Source organism: Corallococcus sp. 4LFB, from assembly GCF_046520365.1.
GTDB lineage: Bacteria > Myxococcota > Myxococcia > Myxococcales > Myxococcaceae > Corallococcus > Corallococcus caeni.
Genome location: NZ_JBKGHJ010000069.1, coordinates 1 through 23,703, shown reverse-complemented (window position 1 = coordinate 23,703; position 23,703 = coordinate 1). Strand labels below are relative to the sequence as shown.

23 protein-coding genes and 1 pseudogene are annotated in these 23,703 nt (G+C 70.3%); 10 read left to right on the top strand and 14 right to left on the bottom strand.

The genetic code is table 11. The features are described from left to right. Window positions 1-182: pseudogene (locus ACLEQD_RS10525) on the top strand (hypothetical protein); the annotation flags it as partial. A gap of 323 nt (window positions 183-505) precedes the next feature. On the opposite strand, the gene ACLEQD_RS10520 reads toward ACLEQD_RS10525, so the two are convergent. Next, the gene (locus ACLEQD_RS10520) at window positions 506-1,645 is read right to left on the bottom strand and encodes an alpha/beta fold hydrolase (RefSeq protein ID WP_410383385.1); all 1,140 of its coding nucleotides are present in this window, start codon (window positions 1,643-1,645) and stop codon (window positions 506-508) included. Between the two features lie 402 nt (window positions 1,646-2,047). On the opposite strand from ACLEQD_RS10520, the gene ACLEQD_RS10515 reads away from it, so the two are divergent. Continuing rightward, window positions 2,048-3,274, top strand: a complete 1,227-nt coding sequence (locus ACLEQD_RS10515; protein ID WP_410383387.1) for a GntR family transcriptional regulator — start codon at window positions 2,048-2,050, stop codon at window positions 3,272-3,274. A gap of 57 nt (window positions 3,275-3,331) precedes the next feature. Here ACLEQD_RS10515 and ACLEQD_RS10510 read toward each other — a convergent pair whose 3' ends face one another. The 7 genes from ACLEQD_RS10510 to ACLEQD_RS10480 form a co-directional block, all read right to left on the bottom strand. Then, on the bottom strand, window positions 3,332-4,462 hold the full coding sequence (locus ACLEQD_RS10510) for a spore photoproduct lyase family protein (RefSeq protein WP_410383384.1): 1,131 nt from the start codon (window positions 4,460-4,462) through the stop codon (window positions 3,332-3,334). 25 nt (window positions 4,463-4,487) lie between these two features. Next, complete coding sequence (locus ACLEQD_RS10505) at window positions 4,488-6,314, bottom strand: alpha-12C2-mannosidase (protein ID WP_410383383.1); 1,827 nt, start codon at window positions 6,312-6,314, stop codon at window positions 4,488-4,490. Window positions 6,315-6,429: 115 nt separating this feature from the next. Next, the gene (locus tag ACLEQD_RS10500) at window positions 6,430-7,248 is read right to left on the bottom strand and encodes an aldo/keto reductase (protein WP_410383382.1); all 819 of its coding nucleotides are present in this window, start codon (window positions 7,246-7,248) and stop codon (window positions 6,430-6,432) included. Window positions 7,249-7,455: 207 nt separating this feature from the next. Then, on the bottom strand, window positions 7,456-7,830 hold the full coding sequence (locus ACLEQD_RS10495; protein WP_410383381.1) for a TetR family transcriptional regulator C-terminal domain-containing protein: 375 nt from the start codon (window positions 7,828-7,830) through the stop codon (window positions 7,456-7,458). Further along, a complete protein-coding gene (locus ACLEQD_RS10490) occupies window positions 7,830-8,021 on the bottom strand; it encodes a hypothetical protein (RefSeq protein ID WP_410383379.1) in 192 nt (63 codons plus the stop codon). Before ACLEQD_RS10490 ends, ACLEQD_RS10495 begins: the two co-directional genes overlap by 1 nt. 23 nt (window positions 8,022-8,044) lie before the next feature. After that, window positions 8,045-9,841 carry an amidase gene (locus tag ACLEQD_RS10485; protein ID WP_410383378.1) on the bottom strand — a complete coding sequence of 599 codons (1,797 nt, stop codon included), beginning with the start codon at window positions 9,839-9,841 and terminating at the stop codon, window positions 8,045-8,047. A 49-nt stretch (window positions 9,842-9,890) separates the two neighbouring features. Continuing rightward, window positions 9,891-10,610: a sterol desaturase family protein gene (locus ACLEQD_RS10480; RefSeq protein WP_410383377.1), complete on the bottom strand. Its 720-nt coding sequence runs from the start codon at window positions 10,608-10,610 to the stop codon at window positions 9,891-9,893. A gap of 130 nt (window positions 10,611-10,740) precedes the next feature. Between ACLEQD_RS10480 and ACLEQD_RS10475 the strand changes: the two genes are divergently transcribed. After that, window positions 10,741-11,592 (top strand): hypothetical protein, encoded by an 852-nt coding sequence (locus ACLEQD_RS10475; RefSeq protein ID WP_410383376.1) that lies wholly within the window; start codon window positions 10,741-10,743, stop codon window positions 11,590-11,592. Between the two features lie 87 nt (window positions 11,593-11,679). On the opposite strand, the gene ACLEQD_RS10470 is transcribed toward ACLEQD_RS10475, so the two are convergent. The 5 genes from ACLEQD_RS10470 to ACLEQD_RS10450 all read right to left on the bottom strand — a co-directional run bounded on the left by ACLEQD_RS10470 (window position 11,680) and on the right by ACLEQD_RS10450 (window position 14,862). Beyond that, window positions 11,680-12,159 carry a DUF4126 family protein gene (locus tag ACLEQD_RS10470; protein ID WP_410383375.1) on the bottom strand — a complete coding sequence of 160 codons (480 nt, stop codon included), beginning with the start codon at window positions 12,157-12,159 and terminating at the stop codon, window positions 11,680-11,682. Between the two features lie 82 nt (window positions 12,160-12,241). Further along, complete coding sequence (locus tag ACLEQD_RS10465) at window positions 12,242-13,072, bottom strand: hypothetical protein (RefSeq protein ID WP_410383374.1); 831 nt, start codon at window positions 13,070-13,072, stop codon at window positions 12,242-12,244. Beyond that, on the bottom strand, window positions 13,069-13,533 hold the full coding sequence (locus ACLEQD_RS10460; protein WP_410383372.1) for a type II toxin-antitoxin system RatA family toxin: 465 nt from the start codon (window positions 13,531-13,533) through the stop codon (window positions 13,069-13,071). Before ACLEQD_RS10460 ends, ACLEQD_RS10465 begins: the two co-directional genes overlap by 4 nt. Next, window positions 13,530-13,970 carry a group II truncated hemoglobin gene (locus ACLEQD_RS10455; RefSeq protein WP_120526084.1) on the bottom strand — a complete coding sequence of 147 codons (441 nt, stop codon included), beginning with the start codon at window positions 13,968-13,970 and terminating at the stop codon, window positions 13,530-13,532. The genes ACLEQD_RS10460 and ACLEQD_RS10455 overlap by 4 nt, the downstream gene beginning before the upstream one ends. 7 nt (window positions 13,971-13,977) lie before the next feature. After that, on the bottom strand, window positions 13,978-14,862 hold the full coding sequence (locus ACLEQD_RS10450; RefSeq protein ID WP_410383371.1) for a 5'-3' exonuclease H3TH domain-containing protein: 885 nt from the start codon (window positions 14,860-14,862) through the stop codon (window positions 13,978-13,980). A gap of 250 nt (window positions 14,863-15,112) precedes the next feature. Between ACLEQD_RS10450 and ACLEQD_RS10445 the strand changes: the two genes are divergently transcribed. The 7 genes from ACLEQD_RS10445 to ACLEQD_RS10415 all read left to right on the top strand — a co-directional run bounded on the left by ACLEQD_RS10445 (window position 15,113) and on the right by ACLEQD_RS10415 (window position 22,067). After that, window positions 15,113-15,475 (top strand): hypothetical protein, encoded by a 363-nt coding sequence (locus tag ACLEQD_RS10445; protein ID WP_410383369.1) that lies wholly within the window; start codon window positions 15,113-15,115, stop codon window positions 15,473-15,475. A gap of 187 nt (window positions 15,476-15,662) precedes the next feature. Further along, entirely contained in the window at window positions 15,663-16,808 is a 1,146-nt protein-coding gene (locus ACLEQD_RS10440; RefSeq protein WP_410383368.1) for an OmpA family protein, read from the top strand. Window positions 16,809-16,919: 111 nt separating this feature from the next. After that, on the top strand, window positions 16,920-18,503 hold the full coding sequence (locus ACLEQD_RS10435) for a sensor histidine kinase (protein ID WP_410383367.1): 1,584 nt from the start codon (window positions 16,920-16,922) through the stop codon (window positions 18,501-18,503). After that, a complete protein-coding gene (locus ACLEQD_RS10430; protein ID WP_410383366.1) occupies window positions 18,500-19,423 on the top strand; it encodes a response regulator in 924 nt (307 codons plus the stop codon). The genes ACLEQD_RS10435 and ACLEQD_RS10430 overlap by 4 nt, the downstream gene beginning before the upstream one ends. Window positions 19,424-19,458: 35 nt before the next feature. Further along, window positions 19,459-20,070, top strand: coding sequence for a GNAT family N-acetyltransferase (locus ACLEQD_RS10425; RefSeq protein ID WP_410383365.1), 612 nt, complete (start codon window positions 19,459-19,461; stop codon window positions 20,068-20,070). A gap of 204 nt (window positions 20,071-20,274) precedes the next feature. After that, the gene (locus ACLEQD_RS10420; RefSeq protein WP_410383364.1) at window positions 20,275-21,303 is read left to right on the top strand and encodes a hypothetical protein; all 1,029 of its coding nucleotides are present in this window, start codon (window positions 20,275-20,277) and stop codon (window positions 21,301-21,303) included. Further along, window positions 21,300-22,067: a hypothetical protein gene (locus ACLEQD_RS10415; RefSeq protein WP_410383363.1), complete on the top strand. Its 768-nt coding sequence runs from the start codon at window positions 21,300-21,302 to the stop codon at window positions 22,065-22,067. Before ACLEQD_RS10420 ends, ACLEQD_RS10415 begins: the two co-directional genes overlap by 4 nt. A 14-nt stretch (window positions 22,068-22,081) precedes the next feature. Here the strand turns inward: ACLEQD_RS10415 and ACLEQD_RS10410 are convergent. After that, window positions 22,082-23,703, bottom strand: a 1,622-nt coding sequence (locus ACLEQD_RS10410; RefSeq protein ID WP_410383362.1) for a S9 family peptidase, incomplete at its 5' end; no start/stop codon positions are given.

Below are 23,703 nucleotides of genomic sequence, written 5' to 3'. Positions count from 1 at the left end.
CGAAGCGCGCGCGGGACGCGGCAGCGGAACGCCGCGCCCGTCAGCGCGTGCACCGCGCCAAGGTGGGCCTGGGGGAACGGGGCCCGCCGTGGTGGACGGACGGGACGCCGGACCTCAACCGGCGCCTCGTGCGCAACGCACCCTACGCCGCCTGGTTCCAGGGCCTGCCTCCGGCCCCGTGAACCGCTTCAGGTGACGCCGGCGCAGGCGCGGCCCCACTGCACGGACGCGCAGAACGCCAGGCTGTCGCAGTGCGGTGAGCAGGGACTTCTACCCGCGCCACCGCGGCGCGAGCCCGCTGCCTCTCAAGACGCTGGAGGACGACGACGCCACCAACGAGGCCCGGGCAACGGGCCACACGGGCTGCAAGACGGGCGAGGACTCTTGCGACGAGTTCCGCTGGACGTTCAACGTGCCCTCCACTGCGGGCACGCAGGCCGCGCGCACGACTTCCACGACCTCTACAGCGCCTACTTCTCCGTGTCGCACCGCGCTGCGGTGTCAGTTACCGAGCCAGAGCCGGGCCGCGCGCCGCCAGCGGCAGCACGTCCTGCACCAGGTGGAGGAGCACGCGTCCGGGCTCCTCCACCATCATCATGTGGGCGGAGTGCTCGAACCAGACGAGCTGCTTGACCGGCGCGCGCACCCGCTGGAGCCAGTCCGCCGCGACCTGCGAGGGCGTCGTCGTGTCGTGCCGCCCCACGAAGAGGATGACCGGGCAGCCGAAGTCCGTGACCCGCAGGAAGTCGAAGCGCGCCATGTCCGGCAGCAGGCGCGGCAACGACAGCTGGGAGCCCAGGTCTATCGCCTCCACGTCCCGCGCGGTGTAGTCGGGGGAGAGCTCAGCCAGGTTGAGGTAGTGGAGGATGCCGTCGCGGCCATGCACCAGGCCTCCGAACGCGTTGGACCACTTGCGCTCAATGCCGATCTCCTGGAGGGGCAGCGACCCGTCCGCTTCCGGATAGGGCGCGAGCGCCTTCAACTCCTTGAGGGCTTCCGTGTGGTGGGCGGCCTCCGCCGCGGCGAGCGTGAGGGCATAGCTGACGCGTTCGTTCTCCTGGCCGCTGATGACCTGCCCCATCCCCACGTAGGCGAACAGCAGCTCGGGATGGCGGTGGGCCAGGCCCAGTCCGACGAGGCTCCCCCAGGAGTGCCCCAGGACGAAGACCTTGTCCTTGCCATAGCGGCTTCGCAGGTACTGGACGACCTCGGCGGCGTCCTCGGTGATGCGGTCGAGCGACAACGTGGGAGCGATGCGGGCAGGGTCGTTCGCGGTGTACGTCTTGCCGCTGCCGCGCTGGTCCCACTGCACCACGGTGAAGAAGTCCTCCCAGCCGCCCTGGAAGGCCCAGCTCGTCGGCAGCTCCGGTGAGGCCGGCCCCCCGTGGATCATCAGCAGGATGGGATTGTCCCGGTCACGCCCCCGGACGGAGATCCACTGCTCCGTCCCGCCCACCGGAATCTTGAGCAGCTCCTCTACCCCATTCCGCGTCACGATCTTCCGCGCGTCCGCGATGATGGCCCGCGCGTCCACGGCCGGCACGGGCGGAGTGGAAGCACACGCCACCCCCAACGTGAGGCCGCAGACCGCGAGGCCTCGCGCGAGCACGGCGAGGCAGAGGCGCAAGGGCGAAGTGGGCGACATGCCGGGCGACCCTCCATGAGACGCAGCGGGCAGCAGGGAACGCATCGGCTTGATGGGAAGCCTCCTGGGTCAGCGCGGGCGCACCGCGTCAGCCGGTCATTTCAGTAGACCACCAGCAGCGCGCTCACAACTCCTGGGCCGCCAAGATCCTCGGCGAGAACAGCGGGCGGGACGCTGCGCCGTGTCGTGACGGCATGCCAGAGCGACCGCCAGGGCAGGTCACGGACAGAGGCGCCCTGCCGGGAGCGATGTCCACCAACTGGTCCGACTGTCGGACCAGTTCGCGCCGCCTGCCGCCCGAGGCCGCGCTGTCCCGGCAGGCGACGAGAACGGTGGGCCCGCGAGTCCATGTCAGACCCCTCTGGTTGGATGGGCGAAGCATTGGCGAGAGGGGTGGCGGGAATGGTGAGGGTGGGGCTCGTGGCGTACGTGGAGGAGCAGCTCGAGCAGGACATCGCGCTGGGGCGGCTGCCGAGGAACGGGCGGCTGGCCTCGGAGCGGGTGATGGCGCGCTGGTATGGCGTGAGCCGGGGCACGGTGCGCGAGGCCTTGCGGCGGCTGGCGGCACGGGGCCTGGTGGTGCAGCACCCCGGGCGCCAGGCGCGCGCGGTGAAGCTGGACGAGTCCTTGACGCTGGAGAACCTGGGCCTGGCGCTACATGACGAGCGCTCCCAGGAGTGCCGGTGGCTCCTGGAGGGCTTTTTCAGCCTCAAGCGGCAGGTGCTGGTGGAACTGCTTTCCGACTGCTGTGCGAATACCTCCGTCATGGGCCTGGGGCCGCTGGAAGAAACCCTCTTCCAGCTCTGGGACGCGGCGCGCTGGCACCCCGGGGAGCGCTGTGCGCAGCTGGAGTTCGAGTTGCTGCGGCTGGCGGCCCAGGCGGCTGCACGTCCCGGGCACCTGCTCCTCATCCAGTCGCTGCAACGGGCCTTCAGGGGCATCGCGGCCCGGCTGCTGCCATTCATGGACGGTGAGTCGCTACGCCAGTGGGCCATCTGCGCGAAGAACGCCCTGCAAGAGCGCGACATGCAGGCACTCCAGCATCAGCTGCCGGCGCTGCTGAAGGCCTGCGATGAGCGGGTGCTCGACCAATTCACCCCCGCGCCCCAGAAGCAGGCGTCCCCCGAGGCGCCTCACGCTCAGGAGTGCGGCAGCGGCGCCCCCGCGCCGGCCCCTGCGCCCGAAGCACTGCACTGCAGTGAGACGGGTGGCTCCGGCGTCCCCGCGTCAGCCATCACCGGACAGGACGATGCGTTGGAGACACCTCATTGCGCTGATACGCATGAGCTCGGCGCATCCGCGCCAGCCACCGAGGGCACCGACGACCCGGCGGCGTTCAAGGGGGCACGCCTCTCTCATGCAGAGGTTCTCCCGTGGGGCCGCGACAGCGGGACGCCACTGTCGTCAGCCGCCCCGGGGCTTGCTCCCCGCGAGCACGGAGAGCGGTGCATCCGCGGGGACCTGACGGAAGCGGCTCCGGACAACCTGCCCGAGCCTCCATCCACCGACTCCGAAGGACACACTCACGTGGTGCTCAAAGAGGGTGATCCGCCTCACGCGCCCTCCATCACGGGGGCGACGGATTGCGCGCCTTCATCGCCTCCTCCGGTAGATCCACTGCTTGGTTAGCGGCGACAGCCCTTCGCCCCCCGTGCCGGACCTGTGAACGAACCTCCAGCGGCCTCGTCAGAAGGCGTACCGCACGCGGCAGTACGGCAGGTGCTTCGCGAGCAGGGCCTTGAACTCCGCCACGTGGCGCCCCTTGAAGCCGGTGCGGTAGCGCACGTTGACGCCGCCGCCCTGGGACACCTTCGTCTCCTGGATTTCAGGCCGCCACAGCAGCTCCTCCGCCTTCGGGTGCCAGCCCAGGTTCACCTCGTGCAGGCCCGCGTTGTGCGTGAGGAAGATGATTTCGCACGCGAGCTGCTTCTTCGCCCGCTCGCCGATGGCGGCGTCCACCTGCTGGAACAGCTCCACGTAGCCGTCCTGCCAGCCCTCGTGGAGGATGACGGGGGAGAAGTTGAGGTGCACCTCGTAGCCGGCGGCCACGAAGTCGTCGATGGCGGCGATGCGCTCCGCGATGGGGCTGGTGCGCACATCCAGCAGCTTCGCCGGTGCGTGCGGCATCAGGCTGAAGCGGATGCGCGTCCTGCCCTTGGGTTCGTAGGTGAGCAGCTCGCGGTTGACCAGCTTGGTGGCGAAGCTGGCCTTGGCGTTGGGCAGCGTGGTGAACAGCCGCACCAGGTCCCGCACGTTGTCGCTGATGGCCGCGTCCGCGGAGCAGTCGCTGTTGCACCCGATGTCGTAGACCCACGCGTGCGGGTCCACGGTGTTGGGCTCCAGCTTGGGCCCGCGCTTGTGCGCGTGCTTGCGGATGGCTTCCTGGAGCCGGTCGATGTTCACGAACACCGTCACGGGGTTCGCGTACCCCTTGTTGCGCGGCACGTAGCAGTACGCGCACGCCATCACGCAGCCGTTCGCGGTGGAGGGCGCGATGAAGTCCGAGCTGCGGTCGTTGGCGATGAAAGACAGCGTCTTCTTCACGCCCAGCACCAGGGTGCTGCCCTTGATGCGGTTCCACGCCTCCACGTTGCCTTCGTTGCCGAACAGGCCGGGGATGCGCTGGTGCGAGACCACCTCCACCCGCTCCGCGTCCGGGTAGCGCGCCAGCACCTCCCGCCCGCGCGCGTGCTCCCGTGCCGCGGGCTCCAGGTAGATGCGCGACACCTTCAGCAGCCGGTCGAGCGGGCCGGGGCCCGCGGGGACGGCGGCAGGGCGCGGGGCGGGTTCCGGGAGGAAGAGGTCCAGGTTCGTCACCCGGTGGATGTAACCGCGTTCCGCCTCACATGCACTCGCGGTGGCCCACCCTGGCGCCGGGCGGGCCACCGGACAGGCGGCTGCTGTCAGCGCTCCGACGGAACGACGGGCCCCGGGAGATGCGCTCAGGGGCGTCCAGCTCGCGCCATAGGGTTTCCGGCAGCGGGACCGGAGCATCCGGCGTGGCCGCCACGGTGGCGGTGGGCGCGTAGACGCGGTGGTTGTTCACGCGGAAGTCGCTGTCCTCCACGGTGGAGATGACCGCCGCGCGCCCCAGGTCGTTGATGGGCGGCCCGTCCGCGCGGAAGGCGACGCGGTCCACGAGCAGCAGCTCCGCGGCGCCGGGCGGCGTCACCCAGACGGTGTAGCGCTGCGCGAGCAGGTCCACGTTCATGCGGAAGTGGTACGTCTGGCCGCGCACGTACGGCACCCGGCGGATCCACGAGTAGCCCGCGCCGTTGCGCACCTGGAAGATGCCGTCCTCGCTCATGCGCACCGCCATGTTCAGCCGGTTGAAGGCCGTGACCTCCGTGGAGCTGTCCGTCCAGCCCACCACGCCGCCACCCAGGTTGTCCCGGAGCGGCGTGAGGTCGAACTCCACGATGCGGACGCCCGTGTTGTTCGTGCCCAGCAGGTGCTGGCCACGCGGAAGGGTCAGCTTCGAGTACCAGGGATAGTTGGGGCGCGGGTTGAAGCGCAGCAGCGCCTCCAGGAAGTAGTAGTCGCCGTAGATGAGGCTGACGTTGATCTCCTGGCCCGCCGGGTAGTTGCCCACGCCGTGCAGCAACAGGCCCGGGCTGTTGGTGCCCTGCGCCAGGTACGCGGGCGAAGCCAGCGAGTCGAGCATGGCCAGCGCGGCGTTGCGATAGGTCGTGCGCCGGGTGGCGTCCGTCTCCAGGGTGCTCAACTCCAGCAGCGCGGAGGCGACGACGGCCGCGGCGGAGGAGTCCTTGGACTGGCTGGGGGCGTTGAAGTCCCAGTTGGGCACGCGGTCCGCGGGCAGGTTCGCCAGGTAGTAGTCCGTCACACGGCGGGCCGCGGTGAGGAAGCGCGCGTCCTGCGTGTAGCGGTACACCATCGTGAAGCCGTAGATGAGCCACGCCTGCCCGCGCGCCCAGGTGGAGGTGGTGGAGTAGCCCTGGAAGGTGCCCCGCGAACGGATGGTGCCGTTGTTGTTGTAGTCCACGTAGTGGAACGAGCTGCCATTGGTGCGCACCGCGTCCTGGAGCGTGCGGAGCGCGTGGTTCACCGCCATGGTGCGCCACTCCGCGGGGCCGCCGTTCTGCGCGCCCCAGAGCAGCAGCTCGATGTCCATCATCGTGTCGGTGACGAGCGGGATGTTCCAGTTCGGGTTCCAATCACAACAATCGATGATGCCGACGGTGCTGTTGTAGCGCGTGGCCAGCGACGCGGCGGAGGTGAGCAGCACGTCGCGGTAGTAGGGGTCGCCAGTGAGCCGCCAGGCATTGCCGTAGCTGTTGTACATCTTGAAGCCCAGGTCGTGCGTCTCCGTGTTGGTCTTCTGGACCTCCAGGGGGCGTGTCCACAGGTCCGCGCGGTCGCGCCAGTAGGGCTCGTTGGCGACCTGGAACATGAACCACATGCTCCCGGGGAAGAAGCCCTGGGTCCACGCGATGCGGTCCGTGTTGGCCACCGTGGTCCACGTCCCGTTGGACAGGGACGCCTTGGGCGAGCGGTTCACGTTGGGCAGCTCCAGAATCGTGTCCGCGAGCTGCGCGCGGGCGAAGGTGAACACGCGCACCGCGTCCGCGTCCGTGAAGGCATTCGCCACCGGCGCCACCAGCAACGCCAACATCCACCACAGCTTCACTCCCGGCATGGACAATCGCATACACCCTCCTCGGTCTGACAGGCACAGAAGGTGCCGGTGTGCCACCCCGGGGACCAGTGGTCAGGGGTCGCAAGCGTCCCGTTCCCCCTACCCTGGCGGAGGGACGGGGTGTGCCCTATCCGACCCGGGGCGCCGTCCCGGTGAACACCGGCTGCGAGTAGCCGGCGGGCTTGTCCCCCACGGCGGCGTGGCCGTGCTGGTTGAGCTGATAGGGATTGGAGAACATCCCGTGGGGAGAACGGCACGGGCGGCGCGCGGGCCTCGTCCAGTTGGCGGCGCAGCCCGGCGGGGAGCGTGAAGTCGAGCGCCGTGAGGTTGCCGTCCAGCTGCCTGGGGTTCGTGGCGCCGATGATGTGACCGACCCCACCCCGGGCTGCGTGGCCACCCGGTTGAGCGCCACCTGGGACATGTCGCGGCCCAGCTCCCTGGACACCTGCTCCAGCGCGGCGACGATGCGCCAGTTGCGCTCCGTGAACGGGCCCAGCTGCTGGCCGCCCACGGCGGAGGTGAGGCGGCCGTCACCGTGGGCGCCGGCTTCGCTCGGCCGGTACTTGCCGGAGAGCAGGCCCCTGCCCAGCGGACTCCAGGTGGTGATGCCCAGGCCTGGCGTCCGAGCCAGCGGCACGTACTCGTGCTCCAGGCTGCGTCCACCAGCGAGTACTGGAGCTGGAGGTTGATGAGCGGCGTGAGCGCGTGCGTCTCCACCCAGGTCTGCGCGCGCCGCGTAGCAGGACGGCACGTCGGACAGGCCCGCGTAGCGGAGCTTCCCCGCGCGCACGAGGTCGTCGAACGCGCGGACCCCCTCCTCCGCCGGGGTGAGCCGGTCGATGGAGTCCGTGCGCAGCCGCTTCAGGGACGCCTCCACCGCGCGCAGCATGTTCTTGCGGCTGTTACCGCCCGCGTCCAAGTCGCGGTGGAACAGCGTCCGGGACACGTCCTCCGTGGCCGTACGTCTCCTCCTTCCCGAACGTCATCGTGCCCAGCGACAGCGGGCTGACGCGCAGCCCCGAACGCCCAGCAGGCAGTAGCGCTCCATCGACATGGGGTGACTCCCTTCCAGCGGCCTGTCTGGACTGAGCAATCCAGATACAGACATGCGAAGACGGCGCGCGGGGCTTCCCGCGCGATGGACCCCTGGGCGCTACCGGGCCTTGAGGCCCGCGAGGGTGAAGTCCACGACGTCGCGCAGGGCCTCGGGCGGGGTGCCGGCCTTGGCGCTCAGGCGCAGGCCACCGATGGCGGCCAGGAGGGAGCTGGCGGCGACGCGGGCGTCCAGCTTCGGGCTGAGCTCGCCCTTGCGCTGGGCCTCCTTCACGACGCGCTCCAGCGCGCCATAGCCCACGGCGCCGCCGGTCTTGAGCAGCGTGGCGACCTCCGCGTCCGCGTGCGCCAGCTCCGCGGTGGCGTTCACGAAGAGGCAGCCCCGGGCTCGGGCCTTCTGGGTGCCGTTGGGGATGGAGAGGAGGACCTCGCGGATGGCGCCCAGGGGCGACGGGTGGGCGCGCAGGCACTCCATCAGGTGGGCGCTGTACTCCGCCTGATAGGCGCGCAGCGCCTCCAGGTAGAGGCCGTGCTTGTCCCCGAAGGTGTCATGCCCATGGCACGCAGCAGGTCGTCCGTAGAGGTGGCCTCGTAGCCCTGCTCGCAGAAGACCTGCATCGCCCGGCGCACCGCCTCGTCGCGGTCGAACGCCTTCGTGCGTGCCATGCCCCCTCCGCGAGGATCAGCGTCTAGAAGCCGGGCGGGCGCTCCCCGGCGACGCCGGACGCGCGCTCCAGGGCGATGCCCACGCGGCCCAGGGTGCCCTCGTCGAAGAGCTGCCCAATGAGCGTGACGCCGTGGGGAACCCGGCGCGGGGTGGCGAAGGTGGGCACGGGGCGCTTCGGGTCCGGGGCCCAGTCGCTGCGGGCCTTGGACACCTCCACGAAGCCGGTGCGCAGCGTGAGCGACGGGTGGCCCGTGTGGTTCGTGATGGTGAGGGCCTCGTCGCGCAGTGACGGCACGAGCAGCACGTCCACCTGCGACATGATGCGCGCCATCTCCTGGGCCACCTTGCGGCGCAGCCGGTCCGCCTGGACGTAGTCCACCGCGGACAGGAAGCGGGACTGGCGGAAGAGGTTGGGCCACGCGTCGGGCGTCTGCATCTTCAGCGCGTCCACGCCGTGGGTGAGCGTGAGCTCCTCGAAGGCGGCGGCGGCCTCCGCGAAGAGGATGACGTTGAGGGCGGAGTACGGCCAGTCGGGGAACTGGACCTCCACCGGCGTCAGCCCCAGTCCCTTGAGCCTCTCCAGCGCCGCGCGGTCCACGTCCGTGGCGGGGCTCTCCTTCATCCACGCGGGCACGTAGCCCACGCGCAGGCCCTTCACGCCCGCGTTCGCGTCGAAGTCCAGCTTCGCGGGCACGCTCGCCACGTCGCCCGCGTCCGGGCCGTTGAGCGCGGCGAGCACCAGGAGCGAGTCCTCCACCCCGCGCGTCATGGGCCCCAGCTTGTCCAGCGACCAGCACAGCGTCATCGCGCCCGTGCGCGGCACGCGGCCGTAGGTGGGGCGCAGGCCGGTGATGCCGCAGCGCATGGACGGCGACACGATGCTGCCGCCCGTCTCACTGCCCAGGGAGAAGCCCACGAGCCCGGCCGCCGTCGCCGCGCCCGGCCCCGCGCTGCTGCCCGAGGACCCCTCCTCCAGCAGCCACGGGTTCTTCGTCTCGCCGCCAAACCAGACGTCGTTGAGCGCGAGCGCGCCCAGGCTGAGCTTCGCCACCAGCACGGCGCCCGCGCGGTGCAGCCGGGCCACGGTGGCGGCGTCGGTGGCGGGCACGCGGTCGCGGAAGGGCTCGGCGCCGTAGGTGGTGCGGATGCCCGCGGTGTCCACCAGGTCCTTGGCCCCCCAGGGGATGCCGTGCAGCGGCCCCTTGTAGCGGCCCGCCGCGAGCTCCCGGTCCGCCTGGCGGGCCTGCTGGAGCGCCAGCTCCTCCGTCAGCGTGATGACGCACTGGAGCTTCGGGTCATGGCGCTTCAGCCGCGCCAGGTAGAGCTGCGTGAGCCGCTCGGACGTGATGGCGCGCGACTCCACCCAGCGCGACAGCTGCGTGAGCGGCGCGAAGGCGATGTCCTCCTCCTTCGCGGGCAGCGGCACCTTCGCGTCGCGGCTGCGCACGAAGCGGTCCTTCGCGGGGGCCGTGGGCCTGAGCCCCGGCAGCGAGGGGTTCCATTGCGAGGCGGGCGACAGCTCGGGCTCCAGCGCGAGCTTGCGCGGGCCGGTGCGGCGCTCGTGCAGCGGCGCCAGGGACACGCGCCAGTTGCCGGCGGCCTGGGTGCGCTCGGCGGGCGTGAGCTGGACCTGCATCAGCTTTTCGGCCTCCGCGAAGGTGGCGGGGCTGACCTCCGGGCCCACCGTGGGGCCCGCGCCGAAGGTGGGCGGCGCTCCGGCCGGAGGGGCGGACGTGCCCGCGTCCGGCGCCGCGGAGACAGCGGTGCTCGCGAGTCCAATCACGGTGTGGGTCAGGAACTGCCGACGCGAGCTGGCCATGGCGCGAAACCTCACGGATGAAGCGAAGGGGGCGCCAGTGTGCCACCGCCTACGAACGGTGCACGTCGCGGAAGGCGAGCATGGCGCCCAACTGTTGTTCACGCGCGTCGTCGAAGCCGCACGTGGCGTCCCAGGTGGCGGGGTTCTCGTAGGTGCCGAACAGCATGTCCCAGACGGGGAGGTCGCCGTAGTTGTTCCGGTGCTTGCCGTACTCGTGGTGGATGCGGTGCATCTCCGGCCGCTGGAAGAACCAGCCCACCCAGCGCGGGGTGCGGAGGTTGGTGTGGTAGAAGTATTCGCCCAGCGCGCAGCAGGCCGTGTAGATGGCGCCCGCCGCCGGGCTCAACCCCAGCACCGTGTAGACGAGCAGCCCGCCAATGAGGCTGTTGGCCGCCATCTCCAGCGGGTGCTTGTAGAAGCTGGTGATGACCTCCAGCCGCTGGGGGCTGTGATGGATTTGATGGAACAGCCGCCAGAGCACGTCGCTCTCATGGCGGGCGCGGTGCCACCAGTAGAATACGAACGTGGCGATGAGATAGGCCAGCACCCCGCCCACCCCCGGGCCCACGTGCCGGGACAGGTGGAAGACCGAGTGCGCGGAGAACCACCGGTCCCAGGTGTACCCGCCCAGCACGACGACGCCGACCTGCGCCAGGTTGATGAGCACCACGCGCAGGTGCCAGCCGCGCACCCGGGGCAGCTTCCAGCCGAGTGACAGCCGCTCAATGAGGAAGCAGACACCCGCGACGAGGACGAGCCAGGGCAGCATGGGAAACCCTTTGCGTGAAGGCAGACCGCCCTTCTACGGATGACGCACCCGAGGATGTCTTCCGTCCGGACGGACACTGTCACCTGGGAGGATGGGGACGGAAGGGGCGGCGGCTGGCATCCTCCCGGGCATGGCGAGGAACAGCACCCTGACGGCGCGGTTGGGCTACATCGACACGCAGGCCACCTTCGTCCAGGCGGCCCTGCTCGCGGCGCATGGAGCCGGGGCTCGCGCGGGTGGGTTCCGCGTGTCGGACGTGCGCTTCTTCTTCCTCCTGTTCACCAACTGGGTGGAGCACGACGTCACCCGGCCCTCGCAGGACATCGACCTGACGCAGGTGCGGCGCACGCTGGAGCGGCTGGTGCGCGCGGGCCACGCGGAGGCGAGCACTGGCGCTCCGGTGAAGGGGCTGCCCCGGGGCCGCCGGTACGTGCTCACGGGGGAGGGGCTGTGCTCGCTGGCGGAAGGGCTGGCCGCGCGGGAGCGGGCGCCGCTGGAGGAGGCGCTGTTCGCGGTCTGCTTCGCGGCGAGCTACCGGGACGCGGTGCTGTCGCGCGTGGAGGGGCGGGCCCGGGCGCTGTCCCCGGCGGTGCGCCGGCGCGTGGAGCGGGCGTTGGATCCGCTGCGGCTGGTGAAGGAGGCGCAGCGCACGTCGGCGGCGGTGCTCGCGGACCTGGAGGAGCGCGTGGAGGCGGGCCTGCGGTACGAGGAGCAGTCGCGCAAGGCGATGGCCCGCGCGGAGCCCGTGGCGGAGGTGGTGCGCGCGCTGGAGGCGGCGGGCTCGTACCAATTGCACCGGGTGCGCCCGCTGGGCGAGGTGCTGCTCACGCTGCCGGAGGACCTGCGCCAGTTCGAGCTGACCGAAGGCATGGGCCTGCGCTCGCGGCTGCTCTTCGCGCCCCTGGCGGAGCGCGCGCGGGCGGAGCATGCGGTGCTGACGCGGCTGGAGGCGCGGCTCACCGCAGGCAAGGCGCCGGGGTGAGCCCGCACGAGGCCTTGCGCGGCGTCCGGAGGGGACGTGCGCCCAGGACTCGCACGAGGGCATCCCCGGTGAGCCGCGGCACAGGGCCTAGCGCAGTGCCCGGGTGAGGCGTGAGCCCAGCGCCAGCGTCAGGCCGTCCTCGACGAGGCCCGCGGCCAGGGCGGGCACGCGCAGCCGGAGCGTGACGAAGCGGCGGAGGCCATAGAAGGCGTAGCTGGAGGCGATGGCGGCCACGGCTCCGACGAGCGCGAAGCCAACCCTCGGGCCCTTGCGGTCGCGCGATACGGCGGCGCCGGTGATGGCGCCGGAGAGGATGCGGCCAGTCAGCGGCGCGAGCTTGATGCGCGGCGGGGTCGTGGGCGCCTTGTCCCCCACCAGCTCGCCGAGCGCGAGGACGCCCAGGCGTTTCGCCACCTTCTTCGACGTGAGGCCCGGCAGGGCCCGCTTCAACGCGCGCGGCGGCTTGCGCGACAGCTCCCGCGCGAGGAACGCGGGCGCCGTCATGCTGCGCATCCCGGCGAGGGCGCCGAAGCCCGCCGCCGTCCACAGGTCATTGTTCGTTCGCATGGGTCCAACCCCCAGTCCGGGTGGTGAAAACTGGAGGGTGGGGGCGCGGCGCCCGTCCGGCCACCGCCGGGCGGACAGGCACTCAGGCGGACGGCGTGCCGGGAGGCGCGGGTTGCTTCGGCACGCGCAGCATCCGCCCCGCGAGCAGCGCGCCCGCCGCGGCCGTCAGCGTTCCCCAGCTCTCGTAGAAGTGCATGGGGAGCAGGCCCGCCACGAACCCCACGGCGCCCAGTCCCAGGAAGCCACGCCGGGACAGGGTGCGCGCCCAGGCCGTCCTCGCGAGCACGGTGGAGAAGCCATAGAGGACCCCCGCGCAGACGGCCTGCCCCCAGGGCACCAGGGGCCGCACGGACCACCACACATCCCGCTCCAGCCTGCTCAAGACGCCGCCCAGGGAGCCGTCCAGGAAGCTGTATCGCGGCGGGGGTGGCAGGGAAGCGCCACCCGCCAGCTCGTCGACGGTGAGCCCGAAGGACAGGTGCCGCATGTCATCCGCCAGGATGAAGCAGACGGCCTGCACCAGGGTCGCCACCACCAGCACCGTGAGCATCCAATCCCTGCGCGTGGGCGGAACGGCGGGCTCCTGCTGCCGGCGCAGCGCCTCCAGGTGTTCCGGAGCGACCTCCAAGGGATGCGGATAGGACATGGCCAGCAGCGCCTGGGTCGCGGCGACGCTGACCGGCGTGCCCTGCTCGTCCACCAGCTGCTCCACGCCCTCCTTCGCCAGCAGCGCGTGCAGCGCGGGCGCGAGCGCCGCCGGGTCCTCCGTCTGGGCCCACCGGGCGATGAGGGCGTTGAGGGACCCGGCCATCAGGGCCCGTGAGGAACCGGTGGCCCTCGCCGCCTCCTCGAACAGGGGCACCAGCGCAGCGAGGGAGGGCGTGACGGGGGCCGGCTGTCGCTGCGTGCTCATCCCGCGAGTCTTGCCGCGCCGGGGACACCCGCGTCCAGCCGCCGCTTCAGGTCCTTCAGCCGTCCCCGGACCTCACGGGTCAGCGTCCACTTCAGCAGCGGCGTGAGCCCACCGAAGGGACGCCGCAGCGCAAAGGCATACGTGAAGGTGACGCGCGTGACGCCAGGACCGTCCTCGTCGAACCGCCACGACCCCGCGAAGCTCTCGAACAGGCGCGGGCCCCGCGTCATCTTCACCGCCGTGACGGCGGGCGGCTGGAAGGACACGTACTGCGTCTCCATCCCCAGCCCGTGCCACGACACGCACCAGGCCTTCACGCCGGGCCCGGCCTGGGTCGCGCCGTCCATCAGCACCGCCTCGCGCAGGAACGTGTCCCAGACGAGCCGCTGTCCGTAGTCCTGCGTGTACGCGAAGACGCGCTCGCGCGGACAGGTGATGCGGATGGACTCGGTGAGCCTCATCCTTCCGTGTTGCGCAGGAAGTCCGCCACCTGGGCGAAGCGGTCATCCAGGAAGCCGCGCAGGCCGCCGGTGATGCCTCGCTGGTCCATGGCCTTGCGCATGCAGCGCAGCCACGCGTCCCGCATCCCCGTGTCCACCGGCAGGTGCCCGTGCCGCATGCGCAGCCGGGGGTGGCCGTGCGTCGCGCTGTAGTGCTGCGGCCCGCCCAGCCAGCCCACCAGGAACATGCCGAAGCGCTGGCGCGTGCCCCGGTTCACCTTTCCCTGCGCGTCCAGTTCGTGGATGGCCGCGAGCGCGGGCTCCTCCGCGTCCATCACGTCGTAGAAGGCCTCCGCCAGCGCGTGCACGGCCTCCTCGCCGCCCATGCGGGTGAAGGGGGTGTCGTCCAGCGTGGGGACCCAGCCGTCCGACGGTGGGGGCTTCAATTCCATGCTCATGGCTTCCTCATGCCGCCCAGCGCTTCGGCCGGCGCTGGAGGCTCTTCAATCCCAATCCTTCACAGAACGCCTTGAAGCGCGCTTCCGGCACGCCCTTCCACTCCAGGTCCGCGAGCACCGCCGTGCCCGGCAGCGGCGCGTCCTCCACCAAGGTGGCCAGCGTGCGGTACAGCCGCGCGTCCTCACGGTGCGCCTTCAGCGTCGCCGCCAGCTTGTCCGCGCCCCGCACCTTCACCGTCCACTCCGCCGCGCGGTCCGGGATGGCCTCCAGGTGTCCATACGCCTGGAGCACCGCCGCCGCGCCCTTGGCCCCGAAGCCCGGCAGCCCGGGGATGCCGTCCGCGTCGTCGCCCATCAGCGCCAGCAGGTCCGGCACGCTCTCTGGCGCCACGCCCAGCTTCGCCTTCACGCCTTCCGCGTCCATCACCTTCTGCTGCCGCCGGTCCACCTGCACCACGCGCTGGCCGCGCACGCACTGGCCCAGGTCCTTGTCCGGCGTGAGCAGCCGCACCTGCTCCACCTCGCCCGCCCAGCGCGCCGCCGCGGTGGCCAGCGCGTCGTCCGCCTCCTGGTCCTTCATGGACCAGACGCGCACGCCCAGCGCCGCCACGGCCTCCTCCACCAGGTCGAACTGCGCGCGCAGCTCCGGCGGCACGCCCTCGTCCCCTTTGTAACCAGCGAACAGCGCGTTGCGGAACGAGCGGATGGGGTTGTCGAACGCGACCGCCAGGTGCGTCACGGCCTCCTGCTCGTCGTGCAGGAGGGCGAGCAGCGAGTCCATCACGCCCGCCGTGGCCTTCACGTCGCGTCCATCCGGCGCGGTGGTGCCCGGCCGGGGCGAGTAGTGGGCCCGGTACAGCTCATACGTGCCGTCCACGAGGTGCAGGCGCATGCTCCCCCTCTAGCGTCCCTCCCGCCGCACGGCCAGTGGCCTGTACGCGGCCCTGGCGGGAACCGGCCCCGCACGGCGGCTGCGGCCTGGGCGCCGCGTTCCCTACACGACGCCTGTCAACCCCCTTGGCCAGCGTGCCTGGCGGGGACGGGTCGCCGATGCCGACTGGCCGCACACCCCCCATTTTCTGAGCGACTCCCTCTGGGCCGCGCCGGAGCGTCCCAGCACTTCCACCGGCATGAGGTGATCCATGCGCCCGAAGCTGTTCGCCGCCGCCCTGCTCTGCGTCGCGGCCCTTGGCTGTGCAAGCCAGCAGGTGATTCCCACGTCCACCCATCAGCAGCGCGTCCAGGCGGAGGCGGCGCTGCGCTCGGCGGAGAACTCGCAGGCCTCGAACGTGCCGGAGGCCGCGCGGCACCTGGAGTTCGCCCGCCAGCAGATCGCCGCCGGTGAGCGGCTGATTCAGGAGGGCGAGCAGGAGGCCGCGGAGCTGCGCTTCCGCCAGGCGGCGGCGGACGCGGACCTGGCGGCGGCGCTGGCCCGGGCGGTGCCCCTGAAGAACGAGGCGCGGCGGGCTTCCGAGCAGGTCGAGTCCTTCCGCGACGGTCAGTGAGTCCCCCACCTCTAGCCTTGTGAGGAGCGAGTCATGCAGCGTTGGAAACTTGGATGGTTGGCGGTGGCGGGAGCCTCCGCGCTCACGGTGGGGTGTGCCCATGGGCCCCCGCCCAGTGAACTGACTGCGGCGCGACAGGCCTACGACGAGGTGTCCACGAGCCCCGAGGCCGCGAGCGCCCGCGGACGTGGCGGCGGCCCGCGCGGCCCTGCAGGAGGCGGAGAGCGAGTACGCGGAGAGCGAGGGGTCGGCGAGGACGCGCTCGCTGGCGTACGTGGCCCTGCGCAAGGCGGAGATCGCCGAGGCGCGCGGCGAGGCGGACCTGGCCGCGCAGCAGCGGGCCCAGGCGGAGGCGACCCTGCGCCAGCAGCAGGAGTCGCGCGCGCAGGCGCTGGCGCGTCAGCAGGAGGAGGAGCGCGCGAGGTACGAACAGCAGCGCCAGCTGTATGAGCAGCAGCGCGAGCAGTTCGAGCAGCAGCGCCAGCAGCTGGAGGCCCAGCGCGCGCAGGAGGCCGAGCGCATGCGCACGGCGGACGCGCAGCAGCGTCAGCAGATGGAAGCGCAGATGCAGCAGCGCCTGCAGCGGCAGCAGGCCGAGGCGCAGCGGCTGGCGGAGCTGAACCAGCAGCTCCAGCAGCGCACGCAGGAGCTGGAGCAGGAGCGGCAGGCGCGGCTCCAGGCGGAGCAGCGCGCGTCGCAGGCGCTGTCGCGGCTGCAGGACGAGAACGTGAAGGTGCGCGAGGAGGCGCGCGGCACGGTGGTGACGTTGTCGGGCAGCGTGCTCTTCGCGACGAACGCGACGGCGCTGTTGCCCGCGGCGCGCGACCGGCTGTCGCAGGTGGCCACGGCGCTGAAGGAGTCGAAGAACCCGCTGCTCATCGAGGGCCACACGGACTCGCGCGGCACGGACGACTACAACGAGCAGCTGTCGGAGCGCCGTGCGGAGAGCGTGCGGAACTTCCTGGTGAACCAGGGCGTGCCGCCGGAGCGCATCCAGATCCGCGGCATGGGTGAGGAGAGGCCGGTGGCCTCGAACGGCACGGCGGAGGGCCGCGCGAACAACCGCCGCGTGGAGATCGTGGTGGAGCGCAACGTGGCCGGAGCGCAGCCGTCGCGCTCGGGCGGCGTGGGCGGCAGTGGCGCGGAGCCGTCGCAGCCCCGGGGCAACCATGAACAGGGCCAGAACGCACAGCCGGAGAGCACGGGCGGCAGCGGCGCGGAGCCCGAGCCGCACGGGGCGGGCATCGACCACCAGAGCCCGCAGCCGGATCAGGGCACCGGTGGAAGCGGTGAGCAGCAGGTGCCCCAGCAGCCCATGGACCACGGGCAGTAACGGCGTGAGGTAGAGAGTTGGACCTGGGGGCTCGTCGCGGACGGAACGCGGCGAGCCCTCGTTGCATCATCCGTGAGCAAGCGCGCGGGCTTGGTGGGAGGATGCCGGTCCATGAGCTTCATCGAGGAACTGAAGGAGCATCTTCAGAACGTGCGCTCGGCGCAGGACGGCCATCCGGCCCCGCTTCATTTCGTGCCAGAGACCAGATGGATCAGGGCGGAGTTCGTTCGACTCGTCGAACAGCTTGAGCGCACAAAGCCTGCCCCTGCACTCCTCAAGAGCCTCCATCAGTCCTGGAACCAGGATGACCAGGTGGTGAGTTTCGCCAGCAACCTCGCGATCCTGCTCCAAGAGGGCTTTCTTTACGGTGAGCCCCGGACGAACATCGAAGAGCATGTGCGATTGGGGATGGCACGTCGCATGGGGCTCCACCTTCCAGCCTCATCTCTCACACGCCAATTGGAGATTGACCGACTCGCGGACAAGGCCTGGCACCAGGCGCCCCCTCCAGGCACAGCCCAGATGAACAGGCTCGCGAAGTACGCACTGGAGATCCGAGCGGTGCGGAGGAAAGCGGACCGTCATGAAGTCGCGTCCATCGGAGAAGTCCTACTGGCCTTGAGCGGACGCGATGCCGTTCAGTGGCTCCTACAAGTTGAAGCCGCTCAGTCTGTAGGCCCTGTCGATGACTGGCGACTGAGTAGGGAGACCGCTGAGTACCTCCTCCAGCATCCAGAAGACGTTCGTCTCGAATACTTTTGGGAGGAGTACTCGATAGCTCACTCTTGGGAAACCATTCGTCGACTTGGCTCGTTGGGCATCCTGGAACTCGTCGAGGAGGTGAGAGATCAGGCTGGCCTCCACAGCGGCTACAAGCTCTTGAACGAAGGCAAGCGCATCCTGGAACTCCTGCTAACGCCCACGGAGACGCCTTTCTCTGTTCTCGCGGCCACGCTCAGCCAGGACGAATCACTGACTGCACTGGAGAAAGAGGGAGGCAGGGCAGGCATCGACACGGTCTTCAACTCCTCAGCCATTGCCACTGCTCGACAGGCGCGCTTAGTCGTCCACGAAATCCGGAACGCACTCATCCCCGCGCAGGTCGCCCTGGGTTCGCTCTACAACTCCGTGGTCGGCAGTCAGGTCGAAGCGGCGGTCGCCCGCTTCCGTCCACGCATCGATCCCGGCATCGACCGCGCGCTGAAGTTCGTCACGGACCTGCTCAAGACCTCTGAGTTGGCCGCACGCGCTCCCGAAGGCTTCGACCTCCTTCGAGTCCTCGCGGACGCTGTCGCCAGTCTCGCCACCTCGCTGCGCATCAAGCTTGATGTAGCGCCGGATCTGCCTTCCCTATCTGGCTACCGGGAACGGTTCGTGCTCGCCATCGTCAACCTGCTGCGGAACGCTGAACAGGCTGGCGCAAAGCAGGTCCTTATCGAGAGCGAACTAGAGGCCAACAACCGGAACATCCTCCTGACCGTGGACGACGACGGGCCCGGTGTCCGTCCCGAGGACCGGGAGCGCATCTTCCAGCGCGGTATCTCCCTCCGCTCCAGTGGCGCGGGCGAAGGACTGGCCCTGGTCAAGGAAGTCGTCGAGATCGAACTGCACGGCAAGGTCGCCTGCGTGGACAAACCCGATGGCGGTGCCCGTTTCCGGATGCGCCTGCCTGTGGCAGAGAGGACTCCACGATGACGCCTCCAGGCACCGTACTGGTCGTTGATGACGAGCGGCCCTTCTTCGAGACCTACCAGGACATCCTCGTCCCGGAGGGCTACCGCGTCGAATGGGCCCCCGACAAGAAGACCGCCCAGGCCCGCATCCAGGAGTCCTCCTGGGACGTCGTCGTGCTCGACCAGCGCCTCCAGGGTTCCTCTGGAGGCGACTCCGGCATCGACCTCATCTCGGAGATCGTCCCCACGGGCGCCAAGGTCATCGTCGCGACCGCCTACGCCGACGCGAAGATGATTGAACGGGCCTTCAAGGACGGCGCCTACGACTACCTGGAGAAGGTCCCCACCCTCCCCATGATGTTGCGCATCAAGGTGCGCAACGCGTCCGAGGCCGTGCGGGAGCGCCGCCTCGCCTCGCTCACCCACGCCCAGCGGGAGAAGGAGATCCAGGACCTGTGGGCCGCCTGCCAGACTGAAACCAACGGCAACCGCAAGGGCCGCCTGCTGGAGGAACTCCTGGTCCTCCTGTTCAAGACCGTGCCGGGTCTGATGAACACGAGCACCAACCGGACCAGCGCGGACGAAGAGATCGACATCGTCATCCGCAACGAATCCCAGGACCCGTTCTGGGCCGGCGAGCGCAGCAGCTACATCCTCGTCGAGTGCAAGAACTGGTCGAAACACGTAGGCCCCGGCGAGCTGATCATCTTCCGCGACAAGCTCGTGAACCGGGGTGGGCGCTGCCGCCTCGGCTTCTTCGTCGCGGCCGGAGGCTTCACCGAGGGCTTCCACACCCGCTCCGCCACCTTCCGGAAGGACGACCATCTGGTCGTCGCCATCGGCCCGACGGAACTGGACGCCCTGGTGCGTTCCACGAATCGCAACGAGACCTTCAAGAAGCTCCACGAAGACGCGGTCATGAGCGGGAACGGCCCGGCCTGACCCCAGCCCCCCTCGTTGCCAGCCTTGATGCAGAGATGAAGCCCGGCTCCGCCATGATCGACAAGTCGCCCGTCCTGCTTACCACCGAGCGCCTGCACCTGATGCTGCTGCCGCCCGACGCGGCGGAGCGGGTGCTGGCGTACCACGTGGCCAACAAGGACCACCTGGGCCCGGTGTCTCCAGACCGCCCGGCGACCTTCTTCTCCACCGCCTACTGGCGCACGCGCCTGGCCCAGGACCGCGAGGACTTCCGCCACGACGTGTCCCTGCGCGTGTTCCTCCTCCCCAGGGGCCAGTCCCTGGCGCTCGCGCCCGTCATCGGCAACGCCACGCTCGCGCACATCCGCCGGGGGCCGCTCCAGGCCGCGGACCTGGGCTATGGCCTGGACCACCGCCACGAAGGCAAGGGCCTGATGACCGAGGCCCTCCACGCCTTCTGCGACTTCGCCTTCGGCGCCATGGGCCTGCACCGGCTCCAGGCCACCCACCTGCCGGAGAACCTGCGCAGCGCCGCCGTCCTCCGCCGCCTGGGCTTCATCCCCGAGGGCTACGCGCGCGACTTCCTCCTCATCAACGGCCAGTGGCGCGACCACGTGCTCACCTCGCTCGTGGCCCCCGCCGAACCCGGCGTCCGCGGCGGCCCCTGAAGCCGTTCGTGGGCATCCACACCTTCCATCAATTTTGTCGATATCCGCCGAAATGGGGCTTTAGATGCCCCAGGTTCGAGGTTTAGAGCCCAATATCGACAAAATTGAATGAGACCCGGCCCTTCCCAATTCCGTGAAGCCTTCTGGAGGAATCCACCGCCGCTGCCTCGTGGCATCAAGGTGGTGCACCAGGAGGCAGTCGTCGTGCCCCGCGTGGGCCCAGGGGGAGAAGCCGTCTACGACCTCGCGGAGGTGCAACTCCCGGAGACTCGCATCCCTGTGTTGTTGGGGTATCGCGCCCCCTTGTTCCCGGCGGAGGTGCTGGCCCAGCGCGAGAAGCTGTTCACCCTGCGCGAGCAACTCCGACGCAGGGAAACGGATCCCCGATCGCTGCCCGCCCTGCGACTCCCCATGCTCGTCACGGACTCGGCCTCCGCCAGCGTCATTGAGACCTGCGAGCGCGAGGAACTGGGCCTGATCGACATGCGCGGAACGTTCTTCCTGCGCGCGGGAAGCACCTTCATCCGGGTGCAGGGGCATCGGCCCCTGGAGCGGACGCCTCGCGAGCCCTTGTTCCATGGCAAGGGGTGCCGGCTCGTGCGCGTCCTGCTCCAGTCCCCCGACCAGCGCTGGACCATTCGCGCGCTCTCCGAGCAGACCCAGACGAGCTACTCCTATGCGCATGGAGTCACGACAAGGCTCCTGAAGGAAGGCTTCGTCGAAGGAGGCCGCAGCGTCGGCTTCCGGCTTCGTGATCCGGTGTCCTTGCTGAGGGCATGGCTGACGAGCGACAAGCCAACAGCCGTCACGCGAGAGGGATTCAATGCTCCCTCCACGACCCCGGACCTGCTCGCCAAAGCCCATGCCCTGCTGGCCTCTCAGGGCATCCGCTCCACTTTCACACTGGCAAGCGCCCTGCAGCCAGAGGAACGCTCCGTCTCCGGAATCCCCCACGGCATCTACCTGTCGGGCTCGCTGGAGGCAGCCCTCACCGCCTTCGGGTTGCGGCGGATGACTCCACACAACTTCTTCGTGCTTCGCGCGGAGCCTGCCGCCGAGACCGACGCGGGAGGCGTGTACCACGCACAGCGGCAGCTTCCGCACGGTCCAGCGGTCGCGCTGCCCCAGCTGGCCGTGGACTTCCACCAGAGTGGCGGCAGGGGACTTGAGCAGGCAGAGGAGCTGGTGCGGCGCTTCGCGCGGACCCTTCCTCTTTCGGATGAGCCTCGATGACGGACGAAGAGCGCTTCGACGAAATCCTCGCTGAGCTGGGCGAACTGATGCTCGACCTGGGGGACCTCTCCAGCCGCGTCATGCTCATCGGAGGACAGGTCCTCGCGTTGGAGTCCCGTCAGCGGGGTGGAACCGGTGTCATCTCCATCGAGACCGATACCGGCATCGTGGTCGAGCGAGGCTTCTCCTACGAACCGGACCTGCTCTTCGACATGGAGGACTCGGACTTCATGGCCGAGCGCCTCCCCGAGGTCCTCAGGCAGAGGGGCTATGCGAGGACCCGGGAGTTCCGCTGGTCGAAGTCCTTGACCGGTGGGCAGATGGACCTGGACCTCTTCGCCCCCAAGGACGTCGACCCCGAGCAGCTGCCCACCCGGATGACTCCCCTGCCGGATGCACGGCTGGCACTCCGCCGAAGCCATGCCGTGGTCCTTGTCGAAGGGAAGCCGCTGCGAATCCTGCTACCGGACGCCGTTGGCTTCCTCGCGATGAAAGAGCGCGCCAAGCGCGAGCAGCGGCCCGACAAGACCAAGGACAGCTTCGACATGTTCGCCTACGTCAAGCTGATGGGTTCTCAGCAGGTGCGTACCTCGCTGCAAGAGGCGGGTCAGGAAGGGCGGGCGCTCCGGGACAGGTTGCTCAATCTCTTCTGGAACACGGATGCGCCAGGCCCGCGCGACGTCATCCGCTACGCAGCGAGCCTTGAGCCAGACGAGCAGGCCCTGCTGGCCCAGGCGGCGGTCGACCTGTTCGCGGAGCTCTGAGCCCCAGCACGAACTCAGCGCGCGGGCGCCCGCACCTTCGGCTTCGACTCCGGCGCCGCCGGCAGGTTCGCGTCGAACCAGTCCAGCGTGCGCAAGAGCCGGTCCTTCTGGTGCTCCGGCTTGCGCAGGCCGTGGCCTTCATCCGCGTAGATGACCAGCTGGGTCTTCACCCCCAGCGTCTTCAGCGCCTTGTGGAACTCGTAGCCCTGCGACGCGGGCACCTCCACGTCCCGCTCGCCGTGCAGCACCAGCGTGGGCGTGCGCACCTGCTTCACGCCGTTGATGGGCGAGGAGCGCGTGTACACCTCCGGCTCGTCGTACACCGACGCCCCGAAGTACGGCAGCATCCACGTGTCGATGTAGTTCGTGCCGTAGTAGCTCTGCCAGTTCGCGATGCCCGCGCCCGCCACCGCCGCCTGGAAGCGCTGCGTCCGCGTCACCGCCCACATCGTCAGGAAGCCGCCGTAGCTCCACCCCGTGATGCCCTGCCGCGCCGGGTCCACCGGCGCTGACGCCAAGACGGCATCCAGCCCCGCCATCACGTCGCGGAAGTCCCCGAAGCCGAAGTCCCGGCGGTTCGCCTGCACGAACGCCTCCCCCTGGCCATAGCTGCCGCGCGGGTTGGGCATGAACACCGCGTAGCCCCTCGCCACGAACAGCGCCGTCTGCGGGTTGAACGCCGACAGCACGCCCGCCGCGGGCCCCCCGTGCACCACCGTCACCATGGGCGCCTTGCGGCCGGACCCCTCCGGCACCGGCAGCACCAGCCAGCCCTGCACGGGCTGCCCGTCGCTCGTCCACGTCACGCTGCGCACGCCGCCCACCGGCACGCGCACGTCCGCGTTGAGGCGCGTCAGCGGCTTCCACGCCCCCACCGGCCCCGTCCACACCTCCGGCGGCCGGGTGAAGGAGTCGCGCACCACCGCGCTCGTCACGCCGTCCCTCCCCAGCGACACCGCCACGTGCTCCGGGCCCCTCCACAGCGTCGTCACCGCCCCGCCGCCCGGCGCCACCGCCATCAGCGCGGCCTCGCCCTGCGCCTGCGCCACGAACACCAGCCGCTCCGCCGTGGGCCAGAAGAGGTCCGTGGCCGTCGCCTTCAACCCCTCCGTCACGTCGAGCGCGGGCGGCACCTTCGCCGGCAGCGCCGCCTTCTCCCCGAACCGCACCTTCGCCGCCAGCCGCTCCGGCACCGACACCACGAGCACGTCCCCGCCCGTGTTGCCCTCGTCGCTCATCAGGCCCTCGATGAACGCGAGCCTCCGGCCGTCCGGACTCCACGCGGGCTCCGCCACCTGCCACCGGGGCGCGTGCAACAGCGACGTCTCCCCCGTCCCCACCTCCACCGCGTACACGCGCGCGTTCCACCAGTTCGCATCCCCCGGCGGCAACGAGGCCGTCACCGCCACGCGGGCGCCATCCGGGCTCCACGCGTACTCGTGGATGAACAGGCCCGCGGGCGACACCCGCCGCAGCCGCGCGTCCTCCACCGTCACCACCGCGAAGCGCTTCACCGGCGGGGACGCCTGCACCACGCCCGTCTCCCGCGCCGCCGGCCCGCGCGGCCCCTGCGCGTCCTCCGCGCCCTCGATGACGAGCAGCCCCACGGACCTCCCGTCCGGCGACCACTTCGGCG

Excerpts from the sequence above, each read along its gene's own strand:
- ACLEQD_RS10520 (WP_410383385.1), bottom strand. The coding sequence starts at position 1,645 with ATGTCGCCCACTTCGCCCTTGCGCCTCTGCCTCGCCGTGCTCGCGCGA.
- ACLEQD_RS10515 (WP_410383387.1), top strand. The coding sequence starts at position 2,048 with ATGGTGAGGGTGGGGCTCGTGGCGTACGTGGAGGAGCAGCTCGAGCAG.
- ACLEQD_RS10505 (WP_410383383.1), bottom strand. The coding sequence starts at position 6,314 with ATGCGATTGTCCATGCCGGGAGTGAAGCTGTGGTGGATGTTGGCGTTG.
- ACLEQD_RS10495 (WP_410383381.1), bottom strand. The coding sequence starts at position 7,830 with ATGGAGTGCCTGCGCGCCCACCCGTCGCCCCTGGGCGCCATCCGCGAG.
- ACLEQD_RS10490 (WP_410383379.1), bottom strand. The coding sequence starts at position 8,021 with ATGGCACGCACGAAGGCGTTCGACCGCGACGAGGCGGTGCGCCGGGCG.
- ACLEQD_RS10485 (WP_410383378.1), bottom strand. The coding sequence starts at position 9,841 with ATGGCCAGCTCGCGTCGGCAGTTCCTGACCCACACCGTGATTGGACTC.
- ACLEQD_RS10480 (WP_410383377.1), bottom strand. The coding sequence starts at position 10,610 with ATGCTGCCCTGGCTCGTCCTCGTCGCGGGTGTCTGCTTCCTCATTGAG.
- ACLEQD_RS10475 (WP_410383376.1), top strand. The coding sequence starts at position 10,741 with ATGGCGAGGAACAGCACCCTGACGGCGCGGTTGGGCTACATCGACACG.
- ACLEQD_RS10470 (WP_410383375.1), bottom strand. The coding sequence starts at position 12,159 with ATGCGAACGAACAATGACCTGTGGACGGCGGCGGGCTTCGGCGCCCTC.
- ACLEQD_RS10465 (WP_410383374.1), bottom strand. The coding sequence starts at position 13,072 with ATGAGCACGCAGCGACAGCCGGCCCCCGTCACGCCCTCCCTCGCTGCG.
- ACLEQD_RS10460 (WP_410383372.1), bottom strand. The coding sequence starts at position 13,533 with ATGAGGCTCACCGAGTCCATCCGCATCACCTGTCCGCGCGAGCGCGTC.
- ACLEQD_RS10455 (WP_120526084.1), bottom strand. The coding sequence starts at position 13,970 with ATGAGCATGGAATTGAAGCCCCCACCGTCGGACGGCTGGGTCCCCACG.
- ACLEQD_RS10450 (WP_410383371.1), bottom strand. The coding sequence starts at position 14,862 with ATGCGCCTGCACCTCGTGGACGGCACGTATGAGCTGTACCGGGCCCAC.
- ACLEQD_RS10445 (WP_410383369.1), top strand. The coding sequence starts at position 15,113 with ATGCGCCCGAAGCTGTTCGCCGCCGCCCTGCTCTGCGTCGCGGCCCTT.
- ACLEQD_RS10435 (WP_410383367.1), top strand. The coding sequence starts at position 16,920 with ATGAGCTTCATCGAGGAACTGAAGGAGCATCTTCAGAACGTGCGCTCG.
- ACLEQD_RS10430 (WP_410383366.1), top strand. The coding sequence starts at position 18,500 with ATGACGCCTCCAGGCACCGTACTGGTCGTTGATGACGAGCGGCCCTTC.
- ACLEQD_RS10425 (WP_410383365.1), top strand. The coding sequence starts at position 19,459 with ATGAAGCCCGGCTCCGCCATGATCGACAAGTCGCCCGTCCTGCTTACC.
- ACLEQD_RS10415 (WP_410383363.1), top strand. The coding sequence starts at position 21,300 with ATGACGGACGAAGAGCGCTTCGACGAAATCCTCGCTGAGCTGGGCGAA.